Source organism: Andreprevotia lacus DSM 23236 (assembly GCF_900176275.1).
GTDB classification, from domain to species: Bacteria; Pseudomonadota; Gammaproteobacteria; order Burkholderiales; family Chitinibacteraceae; genus Andreprevotia; species Andreprevotia lacus.
Genome location: NZ_FWXD01000034.1, coordinates 1 through 19099, shown reverse-complemented (window position 1 = coordinate 19099; position 19099 = coordinate 1). Strand labels below are relative to the sequence as shown.

The following is a 19099-nucleotide window of genomic DNA, read 5'->3' as shown; positions in this document are numbered from 1 at the left end:
GTCGGCAGGCGCTGGCGATCATGGTGCTGGGTGCAGAGAGATGACGTGCGTTTTGTCGTACCACTCTCCGTCACTTTCCACGTGATCTGATCAGTCGTTCTCCTCGCTGACGCGTATCTCGATTCGCGTGGAGAACCACGATGTCTTCCCAATTCAAACGCCAGCATCGCTGGCTGCTGGGCGCACTGCTGTGCGCATCCAGCCTTGCTGCACACGCCTTGACCCTGGACGAGGCACTGGCCACGGCCGAAGCGCTGGCCCCCGAGCTCGCTGCTCGCAATGCGGCCGAACGTGCCGCACAAAATCTGACCCGCTCTGCCGGCGCACTACCCGACCCCAAGCTCAAAGTTGGACTGGACGATTTGCCCCTGGACGGTGCAGACCGCCTCAAACCCACCACTGCCATGCGCACCATTGGCTTGATGCAGGAGTTTCCAAACAGCGACAAACGCCAGGCCGAGCGGCAATTGGCGCAGGCGCAATGGCTGGAAAGTCAGGCGCATGTGCATGCAGAGCGGTTAAGCATCCGGCGTGAGACCACGCTGGCTTGGCTGAGCCTGTACTTTGCGGCACAGCGCACCGTGCTGCTCAACGAACAGGAGGCAGAGAACCGCACCGCGCTCGCCGCCACCAAAGCGCAATTGGCGGGTGGCGGCAATGCCACCGATGCACTTGCCGCCCAACTGGAAAGTGCCCAACTGGCCGACGCGCGCGACGAACTGATCCGCGACCAAGCCAAGGCACGTGCCATGCTGGCGCGGTGGCTCGGCACTGCGGCACAACAGCCCGTGAGCGGCGGCCTGCCGGACTGGTTGGGCGCCGGTACACACACCCAGATCGATGACCAACCCGCGTTGCACGCCGCCGGCGCCCAAGCAGATGCCGCTCGCGCGAACCTTGCGATGGCGCAAGCCACCCTGAAGCCTGATTGGGGGGTGGAGCTGAAGTTCAAGCGTGATGGCATGGGCCAGCAACTGGGCATGGTGGAGTTCTCGTTCGATCTGCCTGTGTTCACCCGCAACCGTCAGGATCCGAGGATTGCCGCTGCGCTGGATGAAGTCGAGCAACGGGAAGCGGAGCGCAATGCCCGCCGTGCCGAATACCAGCAACAGCTGGATGAACTCCACGCCGATCAGGCTGCGCTGCAGGCGCAGCTCACCCGTTTGAATTTGACGGTCCTGCCGTTGGCAGCACGCCAACTGGACGTGGCCCTGGCTGGCTATCGCGCCGGCAAGGGATCACTGGCCGACGTGCTCAACGCACGCAAAGCCCTCCTGTCCGGTCGCCTGCGCGTCATCGACCTCAACGCGCAGATCGCGGCCGTTGCAACCCGTCTGTACTACCCCACCGGAGCGCACTGACATGAACAACAAGATGACCCTTGCGTTGCTGGTTGCCACCCTGGGGACAGGCGCAGCCGGCGGTTGGTGGCTGGGCAGACAGCATGCCGTTCCGACCACCTCGGCCAACACGGCGGGCAGCAAACCGCTGTACTGGTACGACCCGATGAAGCCTGACGCGCATTTCGACGCACCGGGCAAATCCCCCTTCATGGACATGGCATTGATCCCCAAGTACGCCGATGAAGCCGGGGCACAAACGCCTGCGGTGCGGATTGACCCGGCCTTGGCGCAAAACACCGGCATCAAGCTGGCAACTGCAGAGGAAGGCATGCTGCAGGAGGGGCTGAGCGCGGCAGGCAGCGTTCAGTTCAACGACCGCGACGTTGCCATCGTGCAGGCGCGGGCCGCTGGCATCGTTGAACGCGTTCATGCCCGCGCCATCGGCGACGTCATTGCGGCCGGCAGTCCGCTGGCCGATGTACGCGTGCCGGAATGGCTGGCGGCTCAGAACGAGTACCTGGCCTTGCGGCACGATGCCCAGTTGGCCGCTGCGGCCAAATCCCGCTTGTTGCAACTTGGCATGAGTAACCAGCAGATCGCCAAATTGGAACAAACCGGTGTGCCGGCTGCCGTCGTGACGGTGACTGCGCCACGCGGCGGCATGGTGGCAGAGCTACAGGTGCGCGAAGGCATGACCGTGGCCGCCGGACAGACGCTGGTACGCATCAATGGTCTATCAACGGTCTGGGTCGAGGCCGAAGTGGCCGAGGCACAAGCCGCAGCGGTGCAGCTTGGCGCCCCGGTGCAGGCAACGTTCGCAGCGTGGCCGAATGCGCCGCAGGCCGGCAAGGTGACGGCGCTGCTGCCGGAGCTGAACCGCGACACGCGTACGGTACGGGTGCGCATCGAATTGCCGAACAAGACGGGCCAGCTACGACCCGGCATGTACGCGCGTCTGCTTTTCAGCACCGAGGCCGGGAAACCAGTGCTGCTCGTGCCGAGCGAAGCGGTGATTGCCACCGGCAAGCGCATGGTGGTGATCGTGGCGGATGGTCAGCATGGCTTTCGGCCGGCCGAGGTGCAGATCGGTCGCGAGCGCGACGGCAAGACTGAAATCGTGGCGGGTCTGAGCAAGGGTGAGCAGGTGGTGGCCTCCGGCCAGTTCCTGGTCGATTCCGAGGCCAGCCTGAAGGGCGTGCTGGCGCGGATGGCTTCTGCCACGAATGCCAGCGCACCGGCCCCGGCCGCCCTGACCGAGCACCAAGGCATTGGCGTGGTGAAGGGTGTCTCCGGCCAACAGGTGACGTTGGCGCACGCGCCTATCCCTTCACTGAACTGGCCCGCCATGACCATGGCGTTTGAGGTGGCCAGTCCCGAACTGGCGCAAGGCGTGAAGGCCGGCGACAAGGTGCGCTTCACGCTGATCGAGCGCAATGGCGAACAACTGATCCAGAGCATGACGAGGGCACAGCCATGATTGCCCATCTCATTCATTGGTCCGTCCGTAACCGGTTTCTGGTGCTGTTGGCAACGGTTCTGCTGGCCGCATGGGGCGTGTGGGCAGTCAAAACCACGCCTATCGATGCGCTGCCCGATCTGTCCGACGTGCAGGTGATCATCCGCACCAGCTATCCCGGTCAGGCGCCACGCATCGTCGAGGATCAGGTCACTTATCCGTTGACGACCACCATGCTGTCCGTGCCTGGGGTCAAGACGGTACGCGGCTTCTCCTTTTTTGGGGATTCCTTCGTCTACGTGCTGTTTGAGGACGGCACTGATCTGTACTGGGCGCGCTCGCGCGTGCTGGAGTATCTGAATCAGGTCCAGGGACGGCTACCCGCCGCAGCGAAATCCGCGCTGGGGCCCGATGCTACCGGCGTCGGCTGGGTATTCGAATATGCGCTGCAGGACAAAAGTGGCCAGCGCAGTCTGGCCGACTTGCGCAGCCTGCAGGACTGGTTTCTCAAGTACGAGCTGAAAACGGTGCCGGGCGTGGCCGAGGTCGCCGCCATCGGCGGCATGGTGAAGCAGTATCAGGTGGTGATCGATCCAGCGAAGCTGGCCAGCTATGGCCTGGGCCACGAGGCGGTGATCGATGCGCTCGGCAAAGCGAATCGGGAAAGCGGTGGCTCGGTCCTGGAACTGGCGGAAAGCGAGTACATGGTACGTGCCGGCGGCTACCTGAAAACGCTGGATGACTTCCGCAGCATTCCGCTCAAGACCAGCGCTACCGGCATTGCCGTCAGACTGGGCGACGTGGCGCGGGTACAAATCGGCCCTGAAATGCGCCGGGGCATCGCCGAGCTGAACGGCGACGGCGAAGTTGCAGGTGGCGTGGTCATCCTGCGCAGCGGCAAGAATGCGCGCGAAACCATTGCGGCCCTCAAAACCAAGCTCGCCGAGCTGAAGTCCAGCTTGCCGGCCAGGGTGGAGATCGTCCCGGTATACGACCGCAGCCACCTGATCGACGCCGCCGTGGAAAACCTCACGCACAAGCTGATCGAGGAATTCATCGTGGTGGCGCTGGTATGTGCCGTATTCCTGTGGCACCTGCGCTCTGCACTGGTGGCGATCATCTCGCTGCCCCTGGGCGTGCTGGCGGCGTTTGTCGTCATGCGTTATCAGGGCGTGAACGCCAACATCATGTCGCTTGGCGGTATCGCCATCGCGATTGGAGCCATGGTGGATGCCGCAGTCGTGATGATCGAGAACGCCCACAAGCATCTGGAGGAGTGGCGACACCAGCACCCCGGCGAGAAGCTGGCTGGTGCTGCACATTGGCAGGTGGTGGCGCATGCAGCGGCAGAAGTCGGCCCGGCACTGTTCTTCAGCCTGCTGATCATCACGCTGTCGTTCATCCCGATCTTCACGCTGGAAGCGCAGGAGGGCCGGTTGTTCGGCCCGCTGGCGTTTACCAAGACCTATGCGATGGCCGCTGCGGCCGGTCTCTCCATCACGCTGATCCCGGTACTGATGGGGTACTGGATTCGCGGCCCGATTCCAGATGAGCGTGCCAACCCGCTCAACCGCTGGCTGATCCGTCTCTACCAGCCCCTGTTGGAGTGCGTACTCAGCCGTCCCAGAACCACCCTGCTTGCGGCAGGGCTGGCTTTCGTCACTGCGCTCTGGCCAGTCACGCGCCTGGGCGGTGAATTCCTGCCGCAGATGGACGAGGGAGACCTGCTTTACATGCCAACAGCGCTGCCCGGATTGTCGGCGGGCAAGGCTGCGGAATTGCTCCAGCAAACCGACCGGCTGATCAAGACCGTGCCGGAGGTGGAAAGCGTGTTCGGCAAAGCCGGGCGCGCCGAAACCGCCACGGACCCGGCGCCGATGGAGATGTTCGAAACCGCCATCCGCTTCAAGCCGCGTGAGCAGTGGCGGCCTGGCATGACCCCGCAAAAGCTGGTGGATGAACTTGACCGCACAGTACAGGTGCCGGGGCTGGCAAATATCTGGGTGCCCCCGATTCGCAACCGCATCGATATGCTGGCCACCGGCATCAAGAGCCCGATTGGCATCAAGGTAGCCGGCAGCCACCTGGCAACGGTGGAAGAGGTAGCACTAGGGATCGAGAAAATTGCCAAGACGGTGCCCGGCGTCTCGTCTGCACTCGCAGAACGGCTGTCTGGCGGGCGGTATATCGACGTTGATATCCGTCGTGACGATGCCAGCCGCTATGGCTTGAGTGTGGCGGACGTCCAGTTGGTCGTCGCCAGCCTGATCGGCGGCGAGAACGTAGGCGAAACCATCGAAGGTACGGCGCGATATCCAATCAACGTGCGCTACCCGCGCGAACTGCGCGATTCACCAACCGCCCTGCGAGAGCTCCCCATCGTCACGCCCACCGGCCAGCGCATCACGCTGGGCATGGTGGCCGACGTCAAGATTGCCGATGGTCCGCCAATGCTGAAAAGCGAAAACGCCCGGTTGTCGTCGTGGGTGTACATCGACGTACGCGGTGGTGATCTGGTGCAGGTCGTCGCGGATTTGAAACGTGCCATCGCCACGCAAGGTGCGCTACCGCCGGGCGTGAGCGTGGCGTACTCCGGGCAATTCGAATTCCTGGAGCGCGCCAACGCCCGCTTGAAGCTGGTGGTGCCGGCAACGCTGCTGATCATCTTCGTGCTGCTGTACCTGACCTTCCGCCGCATCGACGAAGCCTTGCTGATCATGGCAACGCTGCCGTTCGCACTGGTGGGCGGTGTGTGGTTCCTGTACGTGCTGGGCTACCACCTCTCAGTAGCGACTGGCGTTGGCTTCATTGCACTGGCCGGCGTATCCGCCGAATTTGGCGTGGTGATGCTGCTGTATCTGAAGCAGGCGCTGGAGAGGCGGCAAGAAGCGCATCGCCTCACTCACAAAGCCGTCGTACTCGACGCCATCCGCGAAGGGGCCGTGCTGCGCGTCCGGCCCAAGGCCATGACCGTGGCCGTGATCCTGGCTGGCCTGCTGCCGATTCTGTTCGGCAGCGGCGCTGGCTCCGAGGTGATGAGCCGCATAGCAGCGCCCATGGTTGGCGGCATGGTCACCGCGCCGCTACTCTCGATGATCGTGATCCCTGCAGCCTATCTGCTGATGCGCGCCCGACGCCACGACGAACGCAACAAGCCAGCCAACGACATCTCTTTTACCAAAACCGCTCAAGGAGAGCACCCATGAAACAAATCGCCCGATTCATGCTGACCGCAAGCATCGCTGCACTGGCATTCCATGCCCAGGCCGACGACATGAAAAAAATAAATGCCAAACCGGCTGCAAGCAAAGTCGCAACGCACCATGGTGTTGGCGTGGTCAAACAGGTGAGCGGCAACAACGTGCTGATCGCCCATGAAGAGATCAAAAGTCTGGGCTGGATGGCGATGACCATGCCATTCGAAGCCAAGGACAAGGCGCTGCTGACTGGACTCAAGGCGGGTACGAAAATCGAATTCGATTTCGTGCAAGACAGCGACATGTCGCTACTGACTAGTGTGACCCGAAAATAAGTCCTCAGGGCGGTAGTTCGCTAATCGAATGCCGCCCTTAGTTCAGATTGAAAGAGTGGCTGCATGCTAGCCAATCAGGTTACAGATGCCTGGGCATCCAGCAAAGCGCTTACAAGATGAAGCTGCCCTGGTCCGAATACCCGTTGGGGGTGATCGTCAATTGGGCAAGCCACGTTTGTACTGCTCGCTTGCACGAGAAATCTTCCCCGCCATCTTGCATCCAGGCGCCTAGCCGGCGTTCGATCCAAGCATGGGCATATGCATCAACATGGCTCAGTCCGCCAGACAGATGCGGCTTGATGCTTTCGTCACGTGGGTTCAAAACCACGTAGACCGACAATTCATCGCCGCTGATCGCGTCTACGTAAGCTGCGGCGGCTGTCTGATCGACGGTAAAGCGATAGGTATGCCCGGCGCACTCATGACTATCTGGCGCGGCACCCGGCCACCAGTTTTCAGCCGGAGAAAGCCCAAACAGACGTTGCTCGATGCCGGCATTCACAGCCGCCACGATCAAATTCCGCCAGGCGGTCCAACGTACGCTCCTCGACTTGCGGAGGGGGAGGTTGCGGAACGGCGAGTAGGATTGCTCAAGCGTCGGAACAAGCTGCACCCCTTCAGGGAAACCGGTATATCCCAGTTCGCGAAGGCGCTGGATGAGACGCACATTGCTGGGTTTGGGTACTTCCACAGTTGACCTGCTAGCCAGCGATGCGCGTAACGCGGCATGCGTTTTGAAGCCCAGCGCTGCTGCGATCGCTTCACTCAGGTGTGCGGAGGAGATGCCAAACCCGTGGCGCTCAGCTTCATGCTTTAGATTGCGTACTGCCGCGAGGGAAATGAAGAACGTTGATTCGGACATGCCAAATTCCTTTGTGCATGGTCGATGTCTGCCGATTACGCACCAACCGAAGGAATAGGTATGGTCAGCAATCAAGTCGAGGGAAAGGGCAAAGCGTCGTTTAACCCGGCAGCAGGTTCAGTCGGACGTGACTGTGTTCGCATACTACTCGTTCCACCAGCGGCGTGCACGCGCGAGGCCCTCGAAGCCCCAAAATACCGGAAATGCTATTTCGTACTGGCAAACATGGTCTTAGCCCTGCTCGCAGCCCATTAGACGTGATAATTCTTGATTATCACGTCTAATTTTCCTTGAAAAATTGTCACGTCTATCGGGTTTATTTGGTATGTAATTACATATTACGTATCATGGTACGAAATTCATCGAAGGAACAAGCCATGGCGCGCAGTGGGGTCTACAAATCCGAGGTGCAGCGGGCGCGTGACGCATTGATTGCGCAAGGCAAACATCCATCCATCGATGCTGTTCGCGTCGAACTCGGCAACACCGGTTCGAAAACCACCATCAGTCGTTACTTGAAAGAACTGGAAGAAGAGGAAGGTAACGCCAGCGACGGCAAGCGCGTTGCGACCAGTGACGCCGTCCAGGACTTGGTGGGGCGTTTGGCTGCCCGCCTGCACGAAGAAGCAGAGGAGCGGGTTATTGCGCTGACCACGCAGCACCAAGGGCAATTGGCCGAACAGCATGCGGTTGCAACGGAACTTCACGGCCAGGTCGCGGCGCTGGAAAGTCAGCTGCAGTCATTGCAAGCAGTGCTGGCTACCGAGCAAGCTACCCATGCCGTGACATGGGATCAGTTGCAGGCCTGCCAACTGGAAAACACACGGCTTGGCCAGCACGCACACGACCTGAAGGAGCGCCTGAACGAAAACCAGCGTCATGTCGCCTCGCTGGAGGAAAAGCACCAACATGCACGCGAGGCTTTGGAACACTACCGAACTGCAATCAAGCAGCAACGTGAAGATGAGCAGCGCCGGCACGACCAGCAGCTGCAACAATTGCAGCTGGAAAACCGCCAGTTGCGCGACACCCTTATCGGGAAAGGTGACGAAATTATCCAGCTGAACCGTGAGGCAGCGCGTTTGGCCAGTGAACAGCAGCAACTGCGTACCCAGCAACATAAGGACGAAGCAGCGCGGGCCCAACAAGTTACCGAGCTAGACGCACTGCGCGCCATGGCTCGGGATCACGAAGTGCTTCGGAGCAAACTGCAGCGTAGCGAGCAAGACGTCGCAAATCTACAAGGGATATGCGAGCAGCAGCGAGAAGCGATCATGGGCTGGGAAGGCCGCCTTCATGAGAAGGAGCTACTGCTAGCCGAAGTGCTGGGGCGGTTGTTGGACAGGAGTAATGCCTGAGCATGGATATATCCGATGAATGCATGGACGTACTGATCAGCTTGCCGCCAGACTTTCCATACGACGAGCTGTTCGAGCTAGCAGACTTGCTGGAGCGGGCTGATGTATTTGTCCCCGGCTACCTGCCGCCGCCATGTGGTACCTACAACCCCGATGGTTTTCTCTACAGCCGGCATGTTGAGCAAAGCGGAACGGTTCTTCTTCCCGATCGGAACATCGTTTCTCGCATCGTGAAGGTTGCGCGTAGTGGAGTCGAGAATGAGCACGACAAATTGGCTGCAGCAATCCTAGCCTATGCTCAATGCGTGGATATGCTGATTGAGCCTTCAATCTCGTTTCATGAGCTTGCTCCTCATCAAGGCAACATCTAGCCTTGGACGAGTTGGCGTGGTTTCGTGCGGCAGATAACAGCCCGGCGATGGAGTGGGTGGCTCTTGGACTTGGCAAACAAAAGCAAACGATCAGCATTCAACCGCCAACCGACATCGAATCCTATCGTTTGGACAAGCCGCTAAGCCGTTGGCGGCGAAACTATATCGCAGCCCTGAAGATTGCCGAGCTAGAGCTATCCGACCTTCCTCCGCTTCAACGTGTTTTGGAGCTGCTTCGGTGGATGCATGACGACTTTATATTGGCTGGGCCAGCAGCGATGCTTGCCTGCATCTATTTCGCGCCTTTCTCACCGCCGCGCAGTGGTCTGTTCAAGTCATTGCGTTCACTCGACCGCCAGCGAGCAATTAACGGGGTCAAGAATGCGGCATGGGATCTGACGCATATCAGTGATTTTGTCAGGCGAATCAGCGCAGAACGGGGCGGGAGCACCCGCTATGTTTTAGCCTCGGGGGATGCTGGTCTTCGTGCGGTCGCTCGAATCGTTGTGCCGCAGACCAATGAAACGGAACAGTTTGAGCAATGCGCCAACGTGCTAGCTCAATGGTGGCCGTCAGAAGATGCCAAGCAAATTTCCCTCGCGGCTGCCGACTATTTCTCACGAGGCCGAGATGCCAGCTGGCTGGAAGCTCACAAGCACAGACCTAACCTGATAGCAGATTTGACCAATCAGGGGGAGCAGTTGCTGCTGGGATGGCAGGACGGGCAAAAGCAACACAACTAAAGAGCGTATCGGCCAAGATTCCCACCCCAAGCGTCCCAGCGTAGCGTGATCGACCCAGCGGTTGTTGAGGCCACGATTGATTGATGTAGATGGGAATTGTGATTCGGATTGGTGCGCGATCCAATGAAAGCCACAACATCACCACCACATTTACCCAACATTACTACTACATATAGTAGTTTTTTGGAACAAAAATCCCATATTTAGTGTTTTTCGCTTGCGCCGGATCGGGAACAACGCTAGCATGCCTACTAGCACTCTTGTATCGGGAGTGCCAGAAACGGAAAAAGCCATCAAGGCGGCAACCCTGACGGCTTTTTTGCGGAGTAAACGACAGCTCCGCGGTCCTGCAAATGAAAATGCAGGCGAAATGTAATGCAATTCTTGGTGAGCTGCCAAGTACATTCGCCGGTAGCGGGGGCCCGACGTCGACAATCTGCCATTACAGGAGATCTATGATGGCTAGTGGTTTGACTCCCGGTAGCAATACCGGTAAAGACGGCGGTATTTTTCAAGAACAAGGCCCGCGAGGTGGTCTCAAGGACAACTACGCGACTGTCCCTGATGATCACCGACTTCCACCCACCACAGCACCCGGGAACACTTGGGTGCCGGTGCAGAGGACGCCGGACAGTAACCGTTAAGCAGTGAGCAGGATGAAAGGGACGGGTTGCCGTCCCTTTTTTTATTTTTAGCATCCTAGTTTCGCGCACTAGAGGTCATCAAACAATACAGCCGTCGTGCGGCCTCTTCATATTTTGCAGAACGACCGTTCAAATAGGAAGTTGTTTAAAATCATCAACTTCTAGGCGATGTGTATAGATTTTCCCTTCATCCCGGCATGTCCCCATCATATATAAGCAATATTTCGATCCAACAGCCAATGGGCCGAAGCTGATCAAGAGGTTTGGCTAGCCCATACCGGATGCGCTGTTACAAGCTAGTCTACGGTTCTGCAGGTCCGATTCGTTGTTGTTCAACCATGCACAGGGCCGACCAGCTCGTCTTCCGCTGCGGCGATGACGTGGTCGGGGGCAGTAGCGAGCAGGTCCTTGGGGCGTTTGCCGCCAAGGAAGCTGTTGGCCGATGAGAACCAGATGGCCACCTGCCAGGCCGTCTTGTTTCCGGCCAAGAGCCGTAGCACTTCGGCAAGTGCGGGCAACGGTCGGTGATCATGCTGCGCATCCAATCCGTACGCCGGAAAGTAGTCACGGCCTTTGCTACGTACTGCAAACAGGCGCCCAGCACGCTTCCAACGCTGGGCTTGCCGACTGCTCGCACCAAGCCCGGCGAACTTGGCCACCTGGGCGGTGCTCAGCCAGTCACCATCCGCAAATACCGACTGCCGAGCCTGTGCCTGCATGCTGGCCAGCTCGGCAGCAGAATTTTCAGCGAGATTCATTAACGTTTTCCCGTAAACGCCCTTCAACAGCCTGCAGATACCGCTGCTACTTCTCTTCGGGTGGTGAGGAAAATGCCTCCAGCTCACGCATCGAATCTGCAATGATCTCCACCAGTGGCTTATCCGGCGTTCGTTCTGCATACGTCGCGAGCAGCAGCGTGAGCGGCTGAATCCCCATGGCGGCAGCCAGCTCCTCGATCTTGTTGAGCGTGGGGCTCTTCAGGCCGCGCTCAAGCGAGCTCAAGTAAGTCCTTCCGGACACTTCCCCAAAATCTTCCTGCGTCATGTTCTTTGCCTTGCGTAAGCGCCTGAGCGCTTTGGCAAAGGCAAATTCGATCTTCATGCCTGTCACCGCCTTGTCTTCAATTTGACAGTGATCAGGCCATTGCGCACACTATAGCACTACACCCTATAGTGTTCATTTGTGGAAGTGATCTGTGATTTTCACGACGCATATCGCTGCTCGCCACCCGATCCTCAGCGCCATGTATGACGACGGCACGAGCGTGTGGACAGCAATTCACCTCAATTTGACCCAGCCTTGGTTCATCTGTGCGTTCACAAAAATCCGGGAAAAAGGGGCTCTCGAAACGGTTCTGATGACGGACCTGCGGCAGCTTGCTGATCTGAAATCGCGTGTCGGTATCGATATCGAAGGCCTGCAAATGATGTTGGTTAGCCCAGAGTGGATGAATGGCTCGCGACCATGGGCGCTCGAACCCCTCCAGCAGGTGTGGCGGGGTCGAACACGGAGCAAAGACCCGCAAGTCGTGACTCGCTATGTCGTCGGGGCCAATAAGCAATACCGAGATACGCGCGTGGGTAGAGGACATGCGGTGATCAGCTGGGAACGCGTTCTTTAAACAAGTACGGATAGAAAAAATGGAAATTTTCGAAACACGAAAATCCTATGTGGCTATGGCGCTGATCACCTTGCCGGCGTGGACCTTGGGCGGGTTGTTCGTAGGGGTGGTCACCAGCTTCGGCCTGACCGAGGACGGGAGCTGGCCACTGTTCTGGATCGGGGCCAGCCTGCCGCTGGTTTGCATCCTGCTTTTCACGCGCTTCATCGTGAAGAAGACCAAGAGCATGCATACCGACATGGCGGCCGGGATTTTGACGCCGACCACCGACTACTTCCATAACACCAATGTCAGTGCGATCGCGGTCGATGTGCGCAAACGCCTGATCACGGTTCATCTTTTGCCGAAAAAGAACCGGAAGAAGGGGCCGCAGAAATTCGAGTTCAGCATCGACAAGATCAAACGGTATAGCGCCTATCAATCCGGCAGCAGCGAATATGCTTCCCGCGACTACAGCCCCATCCACCAGACTCACGCGTTCGCCAAAACGGCCATTTCAGAGGCGGATGCCATTAACAACACCGGGCTGACGCTGCAACTCGACGATATCTTCACACCAGAGTTGTTCGTGAGAATGGACTATGACGCTGCCCGGAAGTGGTTCCTGCTATTCGATAAGCTGGCGGAAGGCTCGCTCGATGTCCAACCCACCGCAGTGTTTTTCCCCAAGTAGCAGCCTGCCCAACACGATACGAGGGCTAGATGACAACACCAAGCGAAAGAACGTCCGCGATACTTCGCACGGCCAAATTCCTGGAGAAGCTGGCCACGGCCGAAGGCGTCTCTGAAGGTATTCGCCGTGAAGCTGCTGGGCTGGCTCGCCATTTTCCGCGACCCTACGACATCGAACTGGTCGCTGCGGTGATGGATAAGGTGAACGATCCATCGGTGTACCCGATTTTTAGCATCGACGCGCCCGACCTAAACCACAGCCGCTGAATCAACGGCGGGATCACTTGACGCCTGCCAAGCCAACCAGCCGGCGCGCAGACCATATGCGTCATGCAACGCATGGTGCCAAGGGCGCGCCGGGTTGTTATGGTAGTTCGCCATAGCTTGCTTGAACGCAGCGGTCGTCGCCATAGGGCGCAAATCGACCCAGCTCGATACACCGGTTGGCCATTGCCCACCCACGATGTCTTGGAGCAGATCAAGGTCGTATTGCGAATCAACGGCCAAGGAGACCTCGCTAGGCAAACGAGCGAACCAAGTCAACAGAGCGGCCTGAACGTCGCTCTTCGGCATCGTTGCGGTGGAAGACTGGCCTAACTGCGGCAAGACCGCACTCTGTACGAATGCGTTGCACAGGGCACGCTCAAAATCAGAGACCTCCAGGTACAACGAATACTGCTCGTCCTCACTCACGAGACCGATACTGATCAACTCACACTGAATGAAGTCGGTGAACTCGGTATCCACGAAGATCAGCATCGATAGATCGCTCCATTGAATTGAGCCCAGCACATGAACCTACTCATCCTCAGCGACCTGCATCTTGAGTTTTCCCCGTTGCAGATCGATGTACAGCGGGCAGACGTGATCATTCTCGCCGGCGACATCCACGTTGGCACCCAGGCTATTCCGTGGATCGATGAGCAATTTCCAGGATTGCCGGTGATCTACGTCCTCGGCAACCACGAATTCTATCGGGGAGAATACTACGGCGTGCTACAGGCATTGCGTGAAGCCGCGTCCAGCCGGCCGAATTTGCATCTGCTGGAACGACAAAGCGTGCGCATTGATGATGTTACGTTCTTCGGCACGACCCTATGGACCGACTTTGCGCTCAACGGAGACGATCCATCGAGCCGCGCTCAGGCTCATCGCGACGTGGGAAGAGGGCTGTCGGATTTTGGTGGCCTAATCAGCATCGAAGAACAATGGCCACAACGCCTGTTTACCACGCAGGATAGTGAGCGCTTACACATAGAAGCGCGGACTTGGTTGGCGCATGAATTGGCTCAGGAAAGCGAGACGAAGAAGGTGGTGATTACACATCACTTGCCGAGCGCACTCAGCGTCGCAAGCCGCTTCCAAGGCGATTGGCTTTCGCCGGGATTCGCGAGCAGGTTGGACGATCTCGTCGGCCAAGCCGACCTCTGGATTCATGGCCACACCCATGACAGTTTCGACTATCAAATCGGTGACTGCCGGGTCCTATGCAACCCGAGAGGCTACAAATTACCGGGGCGTTTGCCCGAAAACACGCACTTTGATCCGATGTTTATGATTTCGATGTGAGAGCGCAAAATGCATTGACGCTGCCTCCACGGAAAAATTCTCAATATTTCAACTGATTAGCCACGGAATGCCCTAGTTTTTGCTTCATTCCGGTGTATCCCCTTGGGCACAGCGCCGAAGTCTGCTCGAAAGGCACGCCCGGACATTGTCATTTTTCGACGATGACGACGATGAATGTACAGTTTTGGGTAGCAAAAACACTCCTAAATTCATTAAAAATCAATTAGTTAATGTGTTAAATGTGGAAAAAATGGCTTCATCCCGGTTGCCCCCCTACGAAACCCGAAAGGGGAATGGAGATTGGACAGTCGGGTATGGTCACAAGATCAAAAAGGGCGAGCCGTATTACCCGTATGGAAATGTTCGAAGCATAACGGAGCAACAAGCGAATTCGCTATTTGATGCTGATGTAAAGCGCGAAGGCGAAGACAAGGTTAATTCGTGGGTGAATGTGTCGCTGACGCAATTGCAGTTTGATGCATTGGTCAGCATGGCATTCAATGCGCCGGGCCTGTGCAAGAGCTTGGTAATTCCGCTGGTGAATCAGGGCAAGCATATTGAAGCTGCTGCGACAATAAAAACGGCGCAGTCATCGAGTGCGCCGTTTAGTGTGTATCCGGGTTTGAAGAAGCGCCGGGAGAAAGAGGCGGCTATTTATCTTCAGGGTTCGTACGAGTAAGGGCGCTTTCCGTCTGATCGACAAGGCGAGCCGCATATACGTATTCCCAGCAACCGCGCATGCCGCACTTGTTGTCGGGGTTCTGGCGACGAGTCGTGGCGGCAAGCTTGGTCAAGTCCTTCTCGGTCATGCCGGCGCGCTTCGCAAGGGGCTCAACTTCGAGCTTTGCAATGACAGTCGCGCAGGAAGCGGACGAACAGTTGGACAGCTTGTCCTTGGCGAGCTTCAGCAGGTCAAGACCTTCTGCATCAGCGGCAAATGCTGGGGCCAGGACAAAAAAGGAGAGGGCTGCAATGCGGCGAATCATGGTGGCAATCGAAAAATGGTGGTTCGTGCTGCTGAATGTAGCACGGCCGGCGCAGGGCGCGGTGTGGGTGTGATGGGGGCAACATGGGATTGAGCGACAAGCAAGCCAAGTGGGTGCTGTACGGTGCCGGCGCACTGGCGCTGTACCTGTACCTGCGCGGCGTGCGTGGCGTGGCGGCAGACGTGGGCAAAGTCGCGCTGGACGTGGCGCAGGCCACCGGAACAGCGCTGTACGAAACGGGCAAAGCGGCCGGGTCGGATTGGCTGGCAAAGACACGTACCGTCGCTGAAATTCAGTGGCTGCAATCCGTGCGCGGCCTGACCGGCGTGAGTCCGGGTGGCCCAGTCGAGGAAAGCATCCTTATGAGCTACATGCCGTCCACGGCCACGGTGCAGCTTGATGCCGTGCCGGGGGTCGGCCTCTATGTCGCAGTCCGGGCCAATCTGGCCGGGTCTGCAGTGCATCAATACCGGCAGGCGGTCGGCATCGAGCCGAAGCCAGCGCCGGGCTTTTTTCAGAAGCTGTTCAGTTCGGACAGTAAACCGGCCAACCCGTACCCAACAGGCGACGACCTAGGGTTCGGGATCGGGCCATAACAGGGGGTAGTAATGGATAAGTTCAAGGCATTTTTGGCTCGTTTCCGCGAGCCGTCCACGTGGGCAGCAATCGCCGCGCTCGGCGCTGTGGTGCATGCCAACCCGGACACGCTGACGCACATCAGCACGGCCGGCCCAGCGGTGGCCGCTCTGCTGGGTGTGTTTCTTCCCGAAGCAACCGCGCCGGCAGCGGCACAGTAAGGGGTAGGCATGGCACGTAGCGGCGGTGTGTTGACGGCGTTGGTAGTCACGGTTGCGGGCGGCGTCGCTGCGATGCTGGTCTATGACTGGGTGAAGAAACGGCAGGCAACCAGCAGCGGCCCGGCGCGGCCACCTGATGCAACGATTCAGCCAGTACGGCCAGGCGCCAACCAGTGGCCGAAGCTGGACAGCATGTCGTTTTCCGGCTCAACGTCCAGCCCGGTCTGGATATGACAAAGCCCCGCAACTGCGGGGCTTTTTTCATGGCCGGATCAGGTGGCTAAACCTGTTTTTGGGCATCGGCTGCGGATAGCTGGGAAACGCCGTATAGAACAGGTGCAGCAACGAGGGATCGCGCGGTGTGGGCGGCCACTGACCATCGCGCTTCAAGCGCAGGATGCGATTACACACATCGTCGCGCTGCGCCAGCATATTGCGCCGGCTGCCGGGCGGGAAATAGACGCTGGCGATGAACAGATACCAGTATTCCATATCCGCCATGTCGGGCTTTGCGCCCCGGACTACACCGAACGATTGACGTAGTGCGGTAGCGCGTGCGCGGCCTGCTGCGACGAGTTGTGAGAGTGATACAGTTTTGGGGTCGAAAAAGCGGGACTTGTGATATTTCTGCATTTTGTAGTTTTATTTCAGACGAACGGTAAATTTCGCCGAAGATAGTACCGTAACAAACCTGACACAATCAAATCAGTTACTTCCTATAATGTATATTATGTTAAGTTGGCTTGGTCTGTTACACGCCAGCTTAGGGCTAAAAATTTGCAGCTACCTTCTGTCGGCTGATGCGGATTTGTCTCACAGAAACCACAAACCCGCTTCGGCGGGTTTTTCATTTCTGGGTAGCCCATGAACAAACGAAGCTCATTCCCCCGTGCCGAATTCCCCTGCAGCTCATTCGATCTGATGCACTGCGTGTACGACGTACCGGTGTCGGAGATATGCATGCTGTGTGCCGTGCCACCAGCTACAGTTGAGCGCTGGCAGACCGGCCGCGAGCCGCTGCCATGGATGGCGTATCAGCTGCTGATGCTGCGCACACTGGGCCGCGTGCCGGATCATCTAGGCCCCTGGGGTGGCTGGCGATTCGTGGAGGAACGTTTTGTGCCGCCTGATGGTGAGTTCAAACACGCGCCGAACATCTACGAGCTTGAGTTCATCGAGCATTACCGGCTCGACCGCGCCCTGTGCGAAAAGCAGGCTGATCTAATCGAATCACTGCAGCGGCAGCTTGCGTTCTACAAGCGCCAGTGCGGGCTTGAGGCGCGCGTCGGGCTGATGGTGGCGAACCTATTCGGAGGCTAGGCAGGCCACCAACCGGAGACAAAGCAATCAGTGCCCGCGACACGCTGCCGAACCTCCGTGATCCTGCGTTGCTCATAGGAGGTCCACTGCGGCGTGCCGTATAACCGGGCACTGCGCTGGAATTTTTCCTTTTGCTCGCGGCACGTTGCAGGATCAAGGGTGACCAGCGATTGCCCGCCCCGATCCTCTCGAACGAACTCGCTACGCTGATCCGTTGCCGGCTTAACCGGGGCAGCAATGTTTGGCTGGTGCAGCTTGTAGTCCTGGGATTGCTCATCTTTGGCGCACGGCTGATCCGTGAAGGTATCGCCGGCTACACCACGGCAATGGTGAACAGTGATTTCGGCCGGAGGCCGGATGTTGACCTCTTCGTTTCGTCCAGTTTCAGGCAGCGGAGAAGGGTCGACATAAGTCACCTTAACACCTTGAGGCGGGTGAACTGCCTCAAGCTGGGCCGGCTGATTACGCACCTGATAGAGGCGGTATTGATAGGCCCCGAAGATGATGGCCATAGAAAGAAGCACAGACAGGAAAAGACGCATCAGACACCCCGGAAGTGTTTGCCCGGAGTCTGACACAAAACTGATACGCCGTAACGGACGCCCGTTACGGCTGATGATACATCGGGGCTAGGCCGATTCTCGGCCAAGCCGGCCTAAGATCGTCCAGCCGGCAAATACGCCGGCCAGACTCAGAGGCCGGGCAAAGGCCCCCTAGTCTGCTGGCGATGCGGCTTGTTTGGCTTTCAGTCGAGCGCGGTAGGCTTTCTGGCGCTGGGCGTTCGTCATGGCCTTGCCGGTGGGTGGACGGCCACGGCGCGCAGGTAGGCCGGGCAGCTCGAGCGTAACCTGGTCGTTTTTGTGTCTGGCCACAGCGCACCTATTTATCGTAACGCGTTACGGTAATTGTACCTTCGAACGAGCGGAACCACTTAGCAAAATCAGCACGACGTTCGAGCTCGGGTTTCTCTGGAAGGCCCGCGCAGCCAGCGAGAAGCAAAACAATCAAGAGGAGGCGCATCACTGTATTCCATAACGCTGATCGCGCGTGTTTATGGACTGACTCTGCACCTGGGCAACTTTGCCGACAGGATCAATAGGCCAAGCAGAAACGAACTCGGTGGCGCCGCCCGGATGAGTCAGCATTACGCCGTCAGCACGCGGCACAATCGTGAAACCAAGATCGACAAGCTGAGCAAAGCTAAACTGCTGCTGGACGTGATACGTATCGTCAAGCCACTCAATAACACCAGCCATCGCACCAGAGTGTCCCTGGACAAATCCAGCCAGGCGAGCACGACCAGAAACGTCCGCGAGCGGGTCCAGCTGATCACGCTCAGAACCAGGAACGACCTTACCATTACGAAATGTCTTGTACGGAGCAGAGGTCGGATTAATGGGCGGAATAGTCACACCAAAAATACCGCTAGCATCGGATGCAGCAATGACAGCAGGGGACGAAGCAGAAGCTGTAACTGAGTGGGGAACAGGCTTAGCAGGCTGGTGAGAAACTCCCCACTTCCTGCGAATTATGTTCTTCCCCTTATTTTTTTCGGCGCCGGAAGCACGCCAAGGCCAATCTTGCCGGGTATTTCACCCCCTCCCTCTGCAACGGCCAACTGGCAGACGGACTGATCCCTATGCCACCGCTGGCCGCATCAGATTCAGCAACCGTGTCAGGTTGTAGGCCGCAAAGGTGAACAAGGCCTGCCCGGAGAGCTTCTCCAGCCCCTTGTGTCGCGTTTTGCGCAAGCCACCCACCGTCTTGATCCAACCAAACGCCTCTTCGATCATCTTCCGACGGCGCAAACTCAGGGCATACCCCT

Annotated in this window: 25 protein-coding genes; 16 read left to right on the top strand and 9 right to left on the bottom strand. The window is 58.3% G+C overall.

Going from position 1 to position 19099, the window contains the following annotated elements:
- The first annotated feature begins 140 nt into the window (after positions 1 to 140).
- Genes B9A19_RS19030 through B9A19_RS19015 form a run of 4 tightly spaced genes read left to right on the top strand, consistent with a single transcriptional unit; the run spans position 141 to position 6331 of the window.
- On the top strand, positions 141 to 1361 hold the full coding sequence (locus tag B9A19_RS19030) for a TolC family protein (RefSeq protein ID WP_084092744.1): 1221 nt from the start codon (positions 141 to 143) through the stop codon (positions 1359 to 1361).
- Position 1362: 1 nt separating this feature from the next.
- On the top strand, positions 1363 to 2820 hold the full coding sequence (locus B9A19_RS19025; RefSeq protein ID WP_084092743.1) for an efflux RND transporter periplasmic adaptor subunit: 1458 nt from the start codon (positions 1363 to 1365) through the stop codon (positions 2818 to 2820).
- Positions 2817 to 6005: an efflux RND transporter permease subunit gene (locus tag B9A19_RS19020; RefSeq protein WP_084092742.1), complete on the top strand. Its 3189-nt coding sequence runs from the start codon at positions 2817 to 2819 to the stop codon at positions 6003 to 6005. The genes B9A19_RS19025 and B9A19_RS19020 overlap by 4 nt, the downstream gene beginning before the upstream one ends.
- Positions 6002 to 6331 (top strand): copper-binding protein, encoded by a 330-nt coding sequence (locus tag B9A19_RS19015; protein WP_084092741.1) that lies wholly within the window; start codon positions 6002 to 6004, stop codon positions 6329 to 6331. The genes B9A19_RS19020 and B9A19_RS19015 overlap by 4 nt, the downstream gene beginning before the upstream one ends.
- A 109-nt stretch (positions 6332 to 6440) precedes the next feature.
- Here the strand turns inward: B9A19_RS19015 and B9A19_RS19010 are convergent, their stop codons facing one another.
- Complete coding sequence (locus B9A19_RS19010) at positions 6441 to 7193, bottom strand: hypothetical protein (protein ID WP_084092740.1); 753 nt, start codon at positions 7191 to 7193, stop codon at positions 6441 to 6443.
- 377 nt (positions 7194 to 7570) lie between these two features.
- Here B9A19_RS19010 and B9A19_RS19005 point away from each other — a divergent pair, with 377 nt between their 5' ends.
- Genes B9A19_RS19005 through B9A19_RS18995 form a run of 3 tightly spaced genes read left to right on the top strand, consistent with a single transcriptional unit; the run spans position 7571 to position 9665 of the window.
- Positions 7571 to 8551: a DNA-binding protein gene (locus B9A19_RS19005; RefSeq protein ID WP_176217018.1), complete on the top strand. Its 981-nt coding sequence runs from the start codon at positions 7571 to 7573 to the stop codon at positions 8549 to 8551.
- Between the two features lie 2 nt (positions 8552 to 8553).
- Positions 8554 to 8922, top strand: a complete 369-nt coding sequence (locus tag B9A19_RS19000) for a hypothetical protein (protein ID WP_084092738.1) — start codon at positions 8554 to 8556, stop codon at positions 8920 to 8922.
- A 2-nt stretch (positions 8923 to 8924) separates the two neighbouring features.
- Positions 8925 to 9665, top strand: coding sequence for a hypothetical protein (locus B9A19_RS18995; RefSeq protein ID WP_084092737.1), 741 nt, complete (start codon positions 8925 to 8927; stop codon positions 9663 to 9665).
- 976 nt (positions 9666 to 10641) lie between these two features.
- Here B9A19_RS18995 and B9A19_RS18985 read toward each other — a convergent pair.
- Both B9A19_RS18985 and B9A19_RS18980 read right to left on the bottom strand, forming a co-directional pair.
- Positions 10642 to 11094, bottom strand: a complete 453-nt coding sequence (locus B9A19_RS18985; protein WP_217807114.1) for a helix-turn-helix domain-containing protein — start codon at positions 11092 to 11094, stop codon at positions 10642 to 10644.
- A gap of 19 nt (positions 11095 to 11113) precedes the next feature.
- Positions 11114 to 11410 (bottom strand): helix-turn-helix domain-containing protein, encoded by a 297-nt coding sequence (locus tag B9A19_RS18980; protein WP_084092735.1) that lies wholly within the window; start codon positions 11408 to 11410, stop codon positions 11114 to 11116.
- Between the two features lie 94 nt (positions 11411 to 11504).
- On the opposite strand from B9A19_RS18980, the gene B9A19_RS18975 reads away from it, so the two are divergent.
- The 3 genes from B9A19_RS18975 to B9A19_RS18965 are packed head-to-tail and all read left to right on the top strand — an operon-like array spanning position 11505 to position 12869.
- On the top strand, positions 11505 to 11930 hold the full coding sequence (locus B9A19_RS18975; protein WP_084092734.1) for a hypothetical protein: 426 nt from the start codon (positions 11505 to 11507) through the stop codon (positions 11928 to 11930).
- Between the two features lie 19 nt (positions 11931 to 11949).
- A complete protein-coding gene (locus tag B9A19_RS18970; protein ID WP_139798989.1) occupies positions 11950 to 12603 on the top strand; it encodes a hypothetical protein in 654 nt (217 codons plus the stop codon).
- Positions 12604 to 12632: 29 nt separating this feature from the next.
- Positions 12633 to 12869, top strand: a complete 237-nt coding sequence (locus tag B9A19_RS18965) for a BPSL0761 family protein (RefSeq protein WP_084092732.1) — start codon at positions 12633 to 12635, stop codon at positions 12867 to 12869.
- Here B9A19_RS18965 and B9A19_RS18960 read toward each other — a convergent pair.
- Positions 12852 to 13361, bottom strand: coding sequence for a 3'-5' exoribonuclease (locus tag B9A19_RS18960; RefSeq protein WP_084092731.1), 510 nt, complete (start codon positions 13359 to 13361; stop codon positions 12852 to 12854). The genes B9A19_RS18965 and B9A19_RS18960 overlap by 18 nt on opposite strands.
- A 33-nt stretch (positions 13362 to 13394) precedes the next feature.
- Here B9A19_RS18960 and B9A19_RS18955 point away from each other — a divergent pair, with 33 nt between their 5' ends.
- Positions 13395 to 14171 (top strand): metallophosphoesterase, encoded by a 777-nt coding sequence (locus B9A19_RS18955; protein ID WP_084092730.1) that lies wholly within the window; start codon positions 13395 to 13397, stop codon positions 14169 to 14171.
- Positions 14172 to 14316: 145 nt separating this feature from the next.
- Positions 14317 to 14850 carry a lysozyme gene (locus tag B9A19_RS18950; RefSeq protein ID WP_139798988.1) on the top strand — a complete coding sequence of 178 codons (534 nt, stop codon included), beginning with the start codon at positions 14317 to 14319 and terminating at the stop codon, positions 14848 to 14850.
- On the opposite strand, the gene B9A19_RS18945 is transcribed toward B9A19_RS18950, so the two are convergent.
- Positions 14822 to 15157, bottom strand: a complete 336-nt coding sequence (locus B9A19_RS18945; protein WP_084092728.1) for a hypothetical protein — start codon at positions 15155 to 15157, stop codon at positions 14822 to 14824. The two genes, B9A19_RS18950 and B9A19_RS18945, sit on opposite strands and share 29 nt — an antisense overlap.
- Positions 15158 to 15240: 83 nt before the next feature.
- Between B9A19_RS18945 and B9A19_RS18940 the strand changes: the two genes are divergently transcribed.
- The 3 genes from B9A19_RS18940 to B9A19_RS22300 are packed head-to-tail and all read left to right on the top strand — an operon-like array spanning position 15241 to position 16188.
- A complete protein-coding gene (locus tag B9A19_RS18940) occupies positions 15241 to 15753 on the top strand; it encodes a hypothetical protein (protein WP_084092727.1) in 513 nt (170 codons plus the stop codon).
- 12 nt (positions 15754 to 15765) lie between these two features.
- Entirely contained in the window at positions 15766 to 15954 is a 189-nt protein-coding gene (locus B9A19_RS18935) for a hypothetical protein (protein WP_084092726.1), read from the top strand.
- Positions 15955 to 15963: 9 nt separating this feature from the next.
- Complete coding sequence (locus B9A19_RS22300) at positions 15964 to 16188, top strand: hypothetical protein (protein WP_139798987.1); 225 nt, start codon at positions 15964 to 15966, stop codon at positions 16186 to 16188.
- 27 nt (positions 16189 to 16215) lie between these two features.
- On the opposite strand, the gene B9A19_RS22295 is transcribed toward B9A19_RS22300, so the two are convergent.
- A complete protein-coding gene (locus tag B9A19_RS22295; protein ID WP_139798986.1) occupies positions 16216 to 16587 on the bottom strand; it encodes a hypothetical protein in 372 nt (123 codons plus the stop codon).
- A gap of 231 nt (positions 16588 to 16818) precedes the next feature.
- On the opposite strand from B9A19_RS22295, the gene B9A19_RS18925 reads away from it, so the two are divergent.
- Positions 16819 to 17274, top strand: a complete 456-nt coding sequence (locus B9A19_RS18925; RefSeq protein WP_139798985.1) for a hypothetical protein — start codon at positions 16819 to 16821, stop codon at positions 17272 to 17274.
- Here B9A19_RS18925 and B9A19_RS22290 read toward each other — a convergent pair.
- The 3 genes from B9A19_RS22290 to B9A19_RS23165 all read right to left on the bottom strand — a co-directional run.
- On the bottom strand, positions 17271 to 17816 hold the full coding sequence (locus B9A19_RS22290; RefSeq protein ID WP_139798984.1) for a hypothetical protein: 546 nt from the start codon (positions 17814 to 17816) through the stop codon (positions 17271 to 17273). The two genes, B9A19_RS18925 and B9A19_RS22290, sit on opposite strands and share 4 nt — an antisense overlap.
- A 477-nt stretch (positions 17817 to 18293) precedes the next feature.
- Positions 18294 to 18686 (bottom strand): hypothetical protein, encoded by a 393-nt coding sequence (locus tag B9A19_RS22285; protein ID WP_139798983.1) that lies wholly within the window; start codon positions 18684 to 18686, stop codon positions 18294 to 18296.
- A gap of 225 nt (positions 18687 to 18911) precedes the next feature.
- Positions 18912 to 19099, bottom strand: a 188-nt coding sequence (locus B9A19_RS23165; RefSeq protein WP_139798982.1) for a transposase, incomplete at its 5' end; no start/stop codon positions are given.

Coding starts and splice junctions, on each gene's coding strand:
- B9A19_RS19030 (WP_084092744.1), top strand. CDS start 141: ATGTCTTCCCAATTCAAACGCCAGCATCGCTGGCTGCTGGGCGCACTG.
- B9A19_RS19025 (WP_084092743.1), top strand. CDS start 1,363: ATGAACAACAAGATGACCCTTGCGTTGCTGGTTGCCACCCTGGGGACA.
- B9A19_RS19020 (WP_084092742.1), top strand. CDS start 2,817: ATGATTGCCCATCTCATTCATTGGTCCGTCCGTAACCGGTTTCTGGTG.
- B9A19_RS19015 (WP_084092741.1), top strand. CDS start 6,002: ATGAAACAAATCGCCCGATTCATGCTGACCGCAAGCATCGCTGCACTG.
- B9A19_RS19010 (WP_084092740.1), bottom strand. CDS start 7,193: ATGTCCGAATCAACGTTCTTCATTTCCCTCGCGGCAGTACGCAATCTA.
- B9A19_RS19005 (WP_176217018.1), top strand. CDS start 7,571: ATGGCGCGCAGTGGGGTCTACAAATCCGAGGTGCAGCGGGCGCGTGAC.
- B9A19_RS19000 (WP_084092738.1), top strand. CDS start 8,554: ATGGATATATCCGATGAATGCATGGACGTACTGATCAGCTTGCCGCCA.
- B9A19_RS18980 (WP_084092735.1), bottom strand. CDS start 11,410: ATGAAGATCGAATTTGCCTTTGCCAAAGCGCTCAGGCGCTTACGCAAG.
- B9A19_RS18970 (WP_139798989.1), top strand. CDS start 11,950: ATGGAAATTTTCGAAACACGAAAATCCTATGTGGCTATGGCGCTGATC.
- B9A19_RS18965 (WP_084092732.1), top strand. CDS start 12,633: ATGACAACACCAAGCGAAAGAACGTCCGCGATACTTCGCACGGCCAAA.
- B9A19_RS18960 (WP_084092731.1), bottom strand. CDS start 13,361: ATGCTGATCTTCGTGGATACCGAGTTCACCGACTTCATTCAGTGTGAG.
- B9A19_RS18955 (WP_084092730.1), top strand. CDS start 13,395: ATGAACCTACTCATCCTCAGCGACCTGCATCTTGAGTTTTCCCCGTTG.
- B9A19_RS18945 (WP_084092728.1), bottom strand. CDS start 15,157: ATGATTCGCCGCATTGCAGCCCTCTCCTTTTTTGTCCTGGCCCCAGCA.
- B9A19_RS18940 (WP_084092727.1), top strand. CDS start 15,241: ATGGGATTGAGCGACAAGCAAGCCAAGTGGGTGCTGTACGGTGCCGGC.
- B9A19_RS18935 (WP_084092726.1), top strand. CDS start 15,766: ATGGATAAGTTCAAGGCATTTTTGGCTCGTTTCCGCGAGCCGTCCACG.
- B9A19_RS22300 (WP_139798987.1), top strand. CDS start 15,964: ATGGCACGTAGCGGCGGTGTGTTGACGGCGTTGGTAGTCACGGTTGCG.
- B9A19_RS22295 (WP_139798986.1), bottom strand. CDS start 16,587: ATGCAGAAATATCACAAGTCCCGCTTTTTCGACCCCAAAACTGTATCA.
- B9A19_RS18925 (WP_139798985.1), top strand. CDS start 16,819: ATGAACAAACGAAGCTCATTCCCCCGTGCCGAATTCCCCTGCAGCTCA.
- B9A19_RS22290 (WP_139798984.1), bottom strand. CDS start 17,816: ATGCGTCTTTTCCTGTCTGTGCTTCTTTCTATGGCCATCATCTTCGGG.